This window comes from Metabacillus sediminilitoris (assembly GCF_009720625.1).
GTDB classification, from domain to species: domain Bacteria; phylum Bacillota; class Bacilli; order Bacillales; family Bacillaceae; genus Metabacillus; species Metabacillus sediminilitoris.
The window spans coordinates 4,710,084-4,721,502 of sequence record NZ_CP046266.1 but is presented as its reverse complement, the minus strand read 5'-3'; the positions used below and the strand labels follow the sequence as shown (position 1 = coordinate 4,721,502).

12 protein-coding genes and 1 pseudogene are annotated in these 11,419 nt (G+C 34.5%); 7 read left to right on the top strand and 6 right to left on the bottom strand.

Features of this window, described 5'->3' with window-relative positions; genetic code table 11:
* Positions 1 to 239 precede the first annotated feature (239 nt).
* Together GMB29_RS22765 and GMB29_RS22760 are read left to right on the top strand one after the other, a co-directional pair.
* Positions 240 to 467 (top strand): hypothetical protein, encoded by a 228-nt coding sequence (locus GMB29_RS22765; RefSeq protein ID WP_136352631.1) that lies wholly within the window; start codon positions 240 to 242, stop codon positions 465 to 467.
* A 159-nt stretch (positions 468 to 626) separates the two neighbouring features.
* Positions 627 to 1,184 (top strand): DUF5366 family protein, encoded by a 558-nt coding sequence (locus GMB29_RS22760; protein ID WP_136352632.1) that lies wholly within the window; start codon positions 627 to 629, stop codon positions 1,182 to 1,184.
* 89 nt (positions 1,185 to 1,273) lie between these two features.
* Here the strand turns inward: GMB29_RS22760 and GMB29_RS22755 are convergent, their stop codons facing one another.
* Both GMB29_RS22755 and GMB29_RS22750 read right to left on the bottom strand, forming a co-directional pair.
* Positions 1,274 to 1,681, bottom strand: coding sequence for a thiol-disulfide oxidoreductase DCC family protein (locus GMB29_RS22755; RefSeq protein WP_227551414.1), 408 nt, complete (start codon positions 1,679 to 1,681; stop codon positions 1,274 to 1,276).
* Between the two features lie 35 nt (positions 1,682 to 1,716).
* A complete protein-coding gene (locus tag GMB29_RS22750) occupies positions 1,717 to 3,534 on the bottom strand; it encodes a transglycosylase domain-containing protein (RefSeq protein WP_136352767.1) in 1,818 nt (605 codons plus the stop codon).
* Positions 3,535 to 3,875: 341 nt separating this feature from the next.
* Between GMB29_RS22750 and GMB29_RS22745 the strand changes: the two genes are divergently transcribed.
* Positions 3,876 to 5,288 (top strand): NAD-dependent succinate-semialdehyde dehydrogenase, encoded by a 1,413-nt coding sequence (locus GMB29_RS22745; RefSeq protein WP_136352769.1) that lies wholly within the window; start codon positions 3,876 to 3,878, stop codon positions 5,286 to 5,288.
* Between the two features lie 336 nt (positions 5,289 to 5,624).
* Here GMB29_RS22745 and GMB29_RS27505 read toward each other — a convergent pair.
* Positions 5,625 to 5,778 (bottom strand): annotated as a pseudogene (locus tag GMB29_RS27505) (YjiH family protein); the annotation flags it as partial.
* Between the two features lie 232 nt (positions 5,779 to 6,010).
* Between GMB29_RS27505 and kapD the strand changes: the two are divergent.
* Entirely contained in the window at positions 6,011 to 6,634 is a 624-nt protein-coding gene (kapD, locus tag GMB29_RS22740) for a 3'-5' exonuclease KapD (RefSeq protein ID WP_136352634.1), read from the top strand.
* Positions 6,635 to 6,732: 98 nt separating this feature from the next.
* Here the strand turns inward: kapD and GMB29_RS22735 are convergent, their stop codons facing one another.
* The gene (locus tag GMB29_RS22735; protein WP_136352635.1) at positions 6,733 to 7,113 is read right to left on the bottom strand and encodes a kinase-associated lipoprotein KapB; all 381 of its coding nucleotides are present in this window, start codon (positions 7,111 to 7,113) and stop codon (positions 6,733 to 6,735) included.
* Positions 7,114 to 7,385: 272 nt separating this feature from the next.
* Between GMB29_RS22735 and GMB29_RS22730 the strand changes: the two genes are divergently transcribed.
* Together GMB29_RS22730 and GMB29_RS22725 are read left to right on the top strand one after the other, a co-directional pair.
* The gene (locus tag GMB29_RS22730) at positions 7,386 to 7,589 is read left to right on the top strand and encodes a hypothetical protein (RefSeq protein ID WP_136352636.1); all 204 of its coding nucleotides are present in this window, start codon (positions 7,386 to 7,388) and stop codon (positions 7,587 to 7,589) included.
* Between the two features lie 210 nt (positions 7,590 to 7,799).
* On the top strand, positions 7,800 to 8,369 hold the full coding sequence (locus GMB29_RS22725; RefSeq protein ID WP_136352637.1) for a superoxide dismutase family protein: 570 nt from the start codon (positions 7,800 to 7,802) through the stop codon (positions 8,367 to 8,369).
* A 15-nt stretch (positions 8,370 to 8,384) separates the two neighbouring features.
* Here the strand turns inward: GMB29_RS22725 and GMB29_RS22720 are convergent, their stop codons facing one another.
* Entirely contained in the window at positions 8,385 to 9,668 is a 1,284-nt protein-coding gene (locus GMB29_RS22720) for a sensor histidine kinase (protein WP_136352638.1), read from the bottom strand.
* A 138-nt stretch (positions 9,669 to 9,806) separates the two neighbouring features.
* Positions 9,807 to 11,006: a MalY/PatB family protein gene (locus GMB29_RS22715; RefSeq protein WP_136352639.1), complete on the bottom strand. Its 1,200-nt coding sequence runs from the start codon at positions 11,004 to 11,006 to the stop codon at positions 9,807 to 9,809.
* Between the two features lie 133 nt (positions 11,007 to 11,139).
* Between GMB29_RS22715 and GMB29_RS22710 the strand changes: the two genes are divergently transcribed.
* Complete coding sequence (locus GMB29_RS22710) at positions 11,140 to 11,400, top strand: DUF1871 family protein (protein ID WP_136352640.1); 261 nt, start codon at positions 11,140 to 11,142, stop codon at positions 11,398 to 11,400.
* The last annotated feature ends 19 nt before the right edge of the window (positions 11,401 to 11,419 follow it).

Here is an 11,419-nt window from a genome sequence, read left to right as displayed (position 1 = left end):
TTTTGGCGATAGAATGAATTTCTAAAAAACCAGAAATAGTACATGATGAACGAAAATAATTTGTTAAGGTTCTTTGGTGCCTTTATCAAAATTATTATGTTCAAGTTCGTTTGTAACTATCATTATACGTGAATGTTCATGTGATTTCGAGTTCATATGAACATAAAAATGATAACAAATATTTGCTAACTTGTATATTCCTAATCTCTCAAGTTAATCATAAACTTGAGGTGATTTACTTGCAAAAATGGAAGATTTTCATCGCAGGAAGCTTGTTCTTAACGTTGTTTAGCAGTGCTTGGCTAATGAATGAAAAAATGAAAAGAGAATATGTTGAAACTATTCCAATTGAAAACAAAACAATAAATATATCAACTTCCGAAACACCAATTGATTTATTAACGAAGGATGCACGAATGTTTGAACGATTTAAACCACGTGAATATGTTCGTGTTGTCGCCCGTTAAAGGATGTAATCAATAGAGGACATCCTCTTTTTAATGGGAAAAATTGAATGATTGGTGAACTGTCATTTTTTTCTTGTAAACGGAAGGACTCTGATACATAATAATGAAGGAATTATTTATAACATTGAAGATTATTTTACTCAATCGGGGAATAAAAAGATGAAAAATACGTATTTTACAAGTTACTTTCCACTTATTACCATTTTATTGTTTAGCACATCATTATCGATTGCAACTGTCATCGCCGTCATTGAGTATTTAAAAGTATTCGGTATTTATGATGGGATGCTCGAATTCTTTTCGAATAACGGAATAAGGCTGGCATTATTTTCATTGTTCGCATTGATGTTTTTTATGGTTTTTTCGGCTTTAAAATTAATAGCAAATACGGTTACAGAACTTTCATTACTCTTTTTTTCAAAAGATATTGCAGGTGAGAATCTTACAAAAATTAGAGGCGGGTCAACATATTATCTAATCGCAGGTGCTCTTTCACTTTTATGCGTACAATTTCCCCTTGGAATTATTGGCATCTTTCTCATCGCAACAATCTGTTATTTTGTCTTTATTGTTTACAAAATCAGCAGTTCTTTAACTTCATCCTCGTTAATTGGTCTTGTTCTATTTCATGTCTTATTTTGGTTTATATTTGTTTTAGGAACTTTATATTTGTGTTTTAAATTATACAATAGTGTAATGGCAAGCTTGCCTGTTTAATAGGAAAAAAGATGGAATGCTGTTCCATCTTTTTTTGTTTGCTTATTTCTTGTATAGGTTGTGGCAAGTGATCCTGTTCACTAGCTAAGCTAAGATAAAAATCGTTTGCGAATTTCCGGGGAAGGGACCATACACTCTTCTTTCTTACCAAACCATTTGTATCGATTTTTGGCAATGAAATTATAAATGCCATCACGAAGCGGCCTGGGCATAAGTACAAATAGATAGAGAATGCTCCACCATCCGCCTAAACCTAGAAAAATGTGAAGTTCTGCCGTCGATCTTGTATAAGCAGATTGATTCTTGATCAGCACAACAGATTGAAGGTCGTTAGTTGGCAGGGAGTGTTTCTTTAATAATTCTTGTCCAATTGCCGATTGTAACGCAGCAAATTTAAAGGTTTCCCGTTTATCATGACGAATAATAAACTGAACGGTATCATTGCAAAATTGGCAAACCCCGTCGAATAAAAGGATTTGATGATTTGCTGTTTTCATCATGATTAGCCCCTTCCTTAAAATGATCCTATTGCTTATTTCAATGTGTCTCTCCAAATGAGCATTTGCGGACCCTGGTCATAAACATTCCGTATACTTCCATTTTTATCTTTGCCAACCCAAACACCAGCAGTATACTTATCTGTTAATCCAACAAACCATAAATCGTTATAGTCGTTAGATGTTCCTGTTTTTCCACCGATATAATCGCTTGAAATAGTTGCTTTTTGTCCTGTTCCACTTTTCACAACAGAAGCTAACAAAGATCGCATTTGATCATTAGTTGATTCTTTCCATACACGAACAGGTTTATCTTTCCATTCGTATAGCGTTTTTCCGGTTAAGTCAGTAACTTTTATAATCGCATGATTTTCGTAATAATTACCGTCATTTCCAAACGAAGTATATGCGCTTGTGAGCTCAAGAGGTGAAACACCGTAAGTGAAACCTCCGATAGCAGTTGCTAGCTTTTGAACATCATCCTTTGTGATGGAAGAAAAACCAAATGGTTTTAAGTATGAAAATCCTTTTTCAATTCCAATTTTATCAAGCATCCGAACGGCAGCAGTGTTATATGAATATTTTAATGCTGTTTCAAGAGATACCATTCCATAATTTTTACCGCTGTAATTTTTAGGGCAGTAATTATTTTTACAAAAAGCGCCCGCATCAATTTTTGAGTTTACAGTTGCTCCTGTCAGATCAATATATGGTGCAAAATCAAGGAGTGGTTTTATCGCAGAGCCCGGCTGTCTATATGCTTGAAAAGCTCGATTGAATGCATGCTTTTCATAATCTTTTCCACCTGAAAGAGCAACAATTTTATGTGACTGATGATCAATGACAGCTGCAGCACCTTGTATTTCATTAAAAGGAAGATGCTTCTCGATGGCGGTTACAAGCTTGTTTTGTAAAGCAGCATCCATTCCTGTATGAACAATGATTCCTTGACTGATAACATGATCAATACGATTTGAAAGCTCGTTGTTAATTTGTTCATTGTCATTTGCATTTTGAAGCTTTTTGGCATAGCCTTCACTTTCTGCTATCAATTGTTTTAATTCTTGATGGACGAATGTCACATAATCAGGATGGAAGTCAACACGTTCCTTTTTTGAGAGCGTGATTGGATAGTTCATGGATTCTTCCATTTCTTTTTGTGAAATTATCCCATTTTCAAATAATAACTTTAGTAATCGCTCTTGTCGCTCTTTTGTATTCTCAAAGTTTTTTATAGGGTCATATAATGACGGATTATTAGGAATGGCACTAATAAATACAAGCTCAGCTAAGTGGAGCTCTTGAAGCTGCCTGTTAAAATAAGATGTAGCAGCTGTTCCTATTCCATATGTCCCGTTACCAAAGTAGATTGTATTTAAGTAATCTTTCAGTATCTGTTCTTTCGTAAAATTCTTTTCGAGTTGATAGGAGTATAGTAGTTCACTTAGTTTTCGATTATAACTTCGTTCATGTGTCAAATAAACATTTCGTGCAAGCTGCTGAGTGATCGTACTGCCGCCTTGTTCAACTTCTTGACTTCTTGCATTAATAAATACAGCACGAAGCATACCTGCAGCATCAAAACCAATATGATCAAAAAAACGTTGATCCTCTGATGCAATAAATAATGTCTTCACAACATCCGGAATCTCATTGTAATGAGTATACGTACGGTTTTGCTGTTTTGAGGTTATTTCAGATATAAGCCGTCCTTCATGATCAAAAATGTAGCTATTTTGTGGTAAATCAACCGATTCAATTGGAATCTTTTCGTCTAAAACAGTTCCTAATCCTTTTACAGCTTCTGATTCTTTGCCGGCAACATATGCACTGAAAAAAAAGATTGGTACCATTACTCCTACAAATGCCCACCCAAATAAACGTAGCACAACCTTCACACTCTTTCTAATAAATAAATTCTAGTCCTATTGTAACCTAATAAATGAAAGGAATGGATTTATTTTTCATTTTTAGATAGATCATTTCTAAAATTAATCTGATTGGATGATTAACCCTTATATGCTATTAGCAGCGATCACATTAGGAGATTATGAAAAATAAGTTGTTTTTATGGTGATTGATGGATACTTGATTTGAGCTTATTTCTTTTATCAGATGAACAAGGGGAAATATAATAGACATATAAGCAAAAATGTAGATTCAAAGGGAGTGCTTAAAGATGAAACATTGGAAAATGTATATTGACGGAGAATGGACCGATACAATTGAAAAAATTGATGTAGTAAACCCTGCAACAAATGAAAAGTTTGCAACTGTACCAAACGGGGGAACCCAAGAAGCAATAAAAGCAGTTGATGCAGCACACGAAGCATTTAAGAACTGGTCTAAATTAACAGCAGCAGAACGTGGGGATTATTTGATGAAATGGCATCAGCTCATTGACCAAGCAAAGGATGAAATTGGAGCGTTAATGACAAAGGAACAAGGAAAGCCATTACAAGAAGCGATCGGTGAAGTCAATTATGCTAATAGTTTCATCTCTTGGTATGCAGAAGAAGGAAAAAGAATTTATGGTGAGACAATACCTGCTTCTGATTCAAAAAAACGAATTCTTGTTCAAAAACAACCTGTTGGGGTTATAGCAGCAATCACTCCTTGGAATTTCCCGGCAGCGATGATTACAAGAAAAGTGGCACCAGCCTTGGCAGCAGGATGTACAGCTGTCATTAAACCGGCTGAACTCACTCCATTGACAGCATTAAAAATCGTAGAACTTGCAGAACAAGCTGGCATTCCCAAAGGGGTTATCAACATAGTTACAGGTGATGCTAAAGCAATTGGAGAAGCATGGATGAAGGATGGACGTGTCCGTAAGATTTCATTTACCGGATCAACTGAAGTCGGGAAACTGCTTATGCGCCAGGCAGCTGATACTGTAAAGAAAGTATCTTTAGAGCTTGGTGGACATGCGCCATTTATCGTGACAGAAAATGCGAATATAGAAAAAGCTGTTCAAGGATTAATCGCTTCAAAATATCGAAATGCCGGTCAAACATGTGTATGTGCAAACCGTATTTATGTGCACGGAGCTATTATTGATGCATTTGTTGATGCTTTTACAAAAGCGGTTGCTGAATTTAAGGTTGGTAACGGTCTGGAAGAAGGAGTGAATATCGGTCCGCTAATCGATGAGCGTGCTGTTAATAAAGTCGTAGCTCAGCTTAAAGATGCAACAGAAAAAGGGGCAAAAGTAGCCATAGGCGGAAATAAAGTAGAAGATCTGAAAGGTTTTTTCATTGAACCGACCGTCCTTGTCGATGTAACAGACGATATGCTTTGCATGAATGAGGAAACATTCGGGCCACTCGCGCCTATTGCAACATTCCAAACAGTGGAAGAAGTCATTGAACGAGCGAATAACACTCCATATGGATTAGCTGCATATGTATTTAGTGAAAATATTAGTGAAGCCGTTCAAATTTCCGAGGGACTTGAATATGGAATTGTCGGCTTAAACGACGGGCTACCATCTGTTGCTCAAGCTCCTTTTGGCGGATATAAACAAAGTGGGCTTGGACGTGAAGGCGGCCACTACGGAATTGAAGAGTATTTAGAAGTTAAGTATATTTCGATAGGATTATCATAGAGATAGAATTTAACATAATGCCATGCACACGAAAGTTCACCTACTAATATCGTGTGCATTTTTCCATTGTTAAGTTTTGTAACTGAAAACTGAAATATAGAGCGAAAACTGTATTACTAATAAAAGAAATCATGTTGAGGTATTTGAAGGCAGGACGATTATAGCCTAGTACTAAAAAAGTGCACTAGATTCAACATATAGGGCATTTAATTTTATTCTAAACCACTAAACACTGTTTTAATGTAAAAGTATGGAATCCTTGTATATCAACATAAATAAGTGCTTAGAAAATCTCTTAAGCCCTTTGAAAATCCTATTTTCAAATTCTCTAAAAAATCAAATGTCCATCAGAACAATAATTGGCAATGAAATAAACGTAAGCTGCAAAAAGATTACAACTAAATCAAGGAAAAATACTGGCAGCTTTGATCCTAGTAATAGTCCGCAAACCTGACATGTAGATTAGCTGTGAGACTGACATACACCCAATCGTCATTGATAAGAAGGGTCCAGAAATATCATGTAGACCAAAAAAAATGATAAATACATAAAGGAATAGATGTTAAAAAATAGGTGGAAACCATATTCTTCAGAAGGAAAGAAAAAATAGTCAAGGGATTTTTCACTATTTTTTGAAAAATTGAAGTTAAATCAGTATTTGCGATGATATAATAATGGTAGATAAAAAGTTGAATATACAACGAAAGGAGGATTGAAATAGCTTGGAGGGACAAGAGCAATTATTATTTATTGATTTTGAATTTACGATGCCAGAGGGGAAATCAAACCCAAAAGGATTTTATCCGGAAATCATAGAAGTTGGCATAGTTTCTGTTAAGAACCATGAAATTGTAGAACAATATTCCTCATATGTTAAACCAATACGATTCCCCTTATTAAGCGAGCGATGTAAATCCTTTCTGCAAATTTCTCAGGCTAATATAGATGAAGGAATTTCCTTTACTGAATTAATATCAATTTTAACACGACACAATCAACATCATCCTACAACGGTTATAACATGGGGCAACATGGATATGAAGGTGTTACGCCAAAATTGTCAGTTGAATGATGAAACCTTCCCATTTACCGGTACATTTCGAGACTTATCAATGGAGTATAAAAAGTTTTTCGGAGACCGAAATCAAACGGGACTTTGGAAGGCTGTTGAGGAATATGGAAAAAAGGCAACGGGTAAACATCACCGTGCATTAGATGATGCGTTAACGACGTATAATTTATTCAAATTAGTTGAAGAGGATAAACGTTATTTACAAAAACCGAATCCTCCGACGATAGGGGACCGTATCGATTTGGCAAAGGTATTAAATAAATATGCAACATAACAATAAGTTTTTACCATTCGTGACTTACTCAATAACAATATTTGAGATGTGAGAAGTATGGAAATATTGTTATTGAGTAAAATGAAAGGTCTTACTTTTTAATGAAAGTAGTCTTTTTCTAAAGAGGATAGATTTTCAAGTGATTGTTTTGCCCAAGTAGTATCCATTTGTTCAAGCTCGTTTTTTAATGAATGTAATGCATCTTTAAGTGATTCTTTATAATCTGGAACATCTCCATCATAAAGCTTAACCATCTTCTTAGGGACATTTGTTTGTTCATTATAGGCCAAAGCACGTCTTTCATGGAAAAGTTGAACATCTACTTGATTAGGATTATGTAAATCTCCTTGCTGTGGATGCTTAAGAACTGCCTTTACTTTGACTAAATAATGCATGGGACGAATGTCTGTAATTTCACCGATATATTTCCCTGTTTTATATAACCCTGTCACTATTTCTCCAATTTTTCTTTCATCCATTTTGTTCATTCCTTTATAAAGATTTTATCGTTTTTTCTCGTAATAACCGGCAGTAATCTCCCACCATCTAAGCTTAACTGAAATAAAGAAGGAATGGTAGGGATAGTTGCCTATAATCATCATCAAAGGATAGAACTTGGCTTTTAACCATTCGTGATCGAAGGAGAAAGTTCACCCTGCCTAAAAGTCTCCCTCTATCTTACCATGTAGAAATATGCTAGTGAAATGATTGAAAACTTGCTATAGTTAGGATATAGAAAGGTCGTGAAAAAATGAATCTACTTCCTTCTGTTTTAGGATTGTTTTTGTATTTTCCTGAAGATAAAACAGAATACATACCTGCTGTTATTACGATGGCTATCTTTGGTATTGCTGCTTTTTTAGCATTTCGTTACATTGTAAAGGTTTCGAAAAAAGAACAAGGAAAAGTGGACGAACTTTATAACAAATCGGTTAATAGAAATGAACAAGAATAACAAAATCATACCAGTATAGTTAATAGGATTTTCCCTTATATGTCCAGAACTAATCCCAAGTATCGTGATGTCATAGTCAAAGAAGGTAAAACATATCTTCTATTCGTGATTTGCTTATGCATTAGGCAAGTTCGGCTTTTACATATCTGTATAATCATAGCTCATTTTGCAAAAAATACCCTTTAGTGACTAAAATTTATGGAGGGTATTATGAAACGTAAAACGGGATTGTTATTATTGTTACCGTTTATATTATCCGGCTGTATGGAGAAAACGATTACAAAAATGGATGTTGAAATGTTTAATCCAAACGGTGATTCTCTAGGAACAATTAAATTATCTGAGCAAGCTGATGGTGTGAAATTAGAAGTTTTATTAGAAGGACTTCCTGATGGGGAACATGGTTTGCATATTCATGAAAAGGGAAAATGTGATGCTCCAGACTTTAAAAGTGCAGGAAATCACTTTAACCCAGATGATAAACAGCATGGGTTATTACACCCTGAGGGTGCACATGCAGGTGATTTACCTAATATTATCTCAGAGAATGGTAAAGTTGATGCTGAATTGATGGCACCACAACTTACTTTAAAAGCTGATAATAAAACTTCTTTGCTTCCTGAGGAAGGTACATCCATTGTCATAACTGAAGGAAAAGATGACGGGATGACACAGCCTGCGGGAGAGTCTGGTGCAAGAATTGCCTGTGGGGAAATTACCGATAAGGAAGCAGAACGTGAAGATAAAAAAGAGGTAACACCGGCTGAAGAAGAAAAATAGGGCTGACAAGCAGCCCTATTTTTCTTCTTTATATATAGGTAATGATATAATAGCAACTGTTCCTTTATTGGGTTCACTTTTGTATCGGATCGAACCACCGTGATTTTTAATAATTGTATATGTAACCGTAAGTCCGAGCCCTGTACCATTTTCCTTTAATGTGTAATATGGCTCGCCGAGTCTGGTAATTTGTTCTGGTGACATTCCAATCCCATTATCAATTACTTTAATGCGGACCACCTCATGTGAAGTGAACGCCTTAATAATGACGTTCCCATCTACGTTTGAAACGGCCTCAATGGCATTTTTTATGATATTAATAAATACTTGTTTTAATTTTGCTTTATCCCCAATTACAAACAAATGATGGTCAATGTGACTTTGGATCGAAACCGTTTTAAAGTTTGCATAGGAGGTCATAAGCATTGTAACTTCTTCAAGAATATCGTATAGATCTATTTTTTCTTTCAAAAAGAATTGTTGACTTGCTAAGCCTAAATAATCTGAAATAATGGCTTCGGCACGATCTAATTCATTTAGTACAATATCCATATATTCTCTTTTTTTAGTTATGGTAATATCTGAAGTACTGCCGATTAATTGGATAAAACCTCGTACGACTGTTAGAGGGTTTCTTACTTCATGGGCAACACTCGCTGCTAGCTCGCTAACGATCGACATTTTTTCAGCATTTACTAACTCCATTCGGATTCTTGTACTCTCTGTCATATACTCAATTAAATAAATAGAACATATTAAAATAATAGTAAGTGACGCCATATTTATACTCATGGCGAGCAAGTGATCTAAAGTGAATCTGCTAGAAAATGAAACGCTTACAACACTGTAATAAAGTAAAGTTACAGCAAAATTGCTACAACCATAAATGATGGAAAACAAGTATTTCTTTTTTAAGCCAAAGTCCTTCCATTTACGATAAATGAAAAAAGGAATAACACTATAAATAATTAAACTTACTGCTACGTAATACCATTCTATATCGAAGAAATAAATTCTAAAAACAATGGTTGTAAGTAAGGTTAACAACCCAGGTATCAGACCACCATAAATAAAACTAACAAAAAGTGGAATGGCTTGTAGATTAAAGAATAATCCATCAATAAATTCAATTGGCCAAATAATACAAAATAGCGAGGATAAAATCGTACTACACGTAATAATTACTTTATTTGGCTTCAATATATAAGAATGTGATTTACTTAACCAAATAAATTGATAAATAAAAATAGGTATAATGATAAATGAGATTTGTAAAATAAGTTCTTTTACTAGTTCCATTAGTTAGTCACCTTATTATGAGTTTGCCTAATTATACCATCAAAAAGCAGAAAATTGATTAAATTTTTAATAAAATTACTATGAATCATTTAATTGGAAGAATGAAGAGCTTAAGATCATTTCTTAAGCTCCTAATAGTTAATTTAGTGCTTTAACTAAGCGAACTAATCCTTCCTTTAATGATTCTCTTGAGCAAGCAAAATTCATCCGGAGAAATCCAGAACCATTTTCTCCAAAGGTTGAACCTAAATGTAATGCAAGCTTTCCCTTATTTAAAAGGAGATTCTTTAATTCATCATCTCTTATTTCTAAATCTCTTACATCAAGCCAAACAAGATAGGAAGCCTCAGGTCTAATTACTTTTACGCTAGGTAGGTGCTCTTTTAAGTAATTTTCAATGAATAAAACACTTTCTTCAAAATAACAAATTAGCTCATCAAGCCATATTTCGCCATGTGTATAAGCGGCTTTCATTGCTTCTGCACCTAATGTATTAATTGTTGTTAAACCATGCAGCTGAAGGACGGAATTGAATTTTCGTTTTAGTGAATCATTCCCAATAAGTACTGCTGATGCTTGTAGACCAGCAAGATTGAATGTTTTACTAGGTGCAATACAAGTTATCGTTTGATTTGCGATCACTTCACTAATTGAGGCAATTGGCGTATAGCGATTGCCAAATAATAATAAATCAGAGTGAATGTCATCAGAAACAATAAGCACATCATGTTTTATACAAAGTTGGCCTATTTTTGTTAATTCCTCTTTACTCCAAACACGACCACTTGGGTTATGTGGATTACAAAGAATAAACATCTTTGTCTTTTGATCTGCCAGCTTTTCTTCTAGATCTTCAAAATCAATATCGTAACGGTTATCCTTGTTTAAATGTAATTTGTTAAAAAGTACCTCTCGATTATGTTTTTTGGGCATATCAAAAAATGGGTAATAAACTGGTGGTTGAACAACAATTTTATCGTCTGATTCTGTATATGCTTGAATAGCTATGCTTAAAGCTGTCACAATACCGGGAGTATATGTAATAATATTGTCAGCAATCTCCCAATCATGACGTTTTTTTAACCATCTTTGAATGGATTTTTCTGTTTCATTCCCCGGCATCGTGTACCCAAAGATGCCATGGTCTACCCGTGCGTGCAAAGCATCAATCACTTCATCTGGTGCAGGGAAATCCATATCGGCCACCCACATTGGCAGAACATCATCAACACCAAATATATTTTTCGTATAATCCCATTTCGCAGAATCTGTCCCTTTCCGGTTTATAACTCGATCAAATCGATTCAATTCTATCACCTCATTATTATTTAAGATCATATTTGACGATAAGTAAAATATTACAATCAAGAAATATTAAAGGATATTTGAGAATGACTACATTTCTTAGTATATAACCTCACAATTATGATACAATGACAGTGCAAAAAATAAGAACGTAAAAGGTGAAAAAATGGAAGCGCAGCAAACAAATATTCAATTGATGGAAATATTATTTAAGTGGGATCCACTAGGCTACGGTGAAGGAAGTTACGATACAGAAATAGTAGATGTTCTTCAAGCTGTTCATATATATGATGATGAAATCCTTCTAGCAAGAAAAATTCAAGCCATTTATGAGTTTTCATTTGAGGAAATCATTCCACTCAAAAAATGTGAGAAGCTTTCGAAACAACTTCTATTTATTAAAAATAATTCGAGCTGTGAGATTTAAGTTTTATCCTTAACATAAA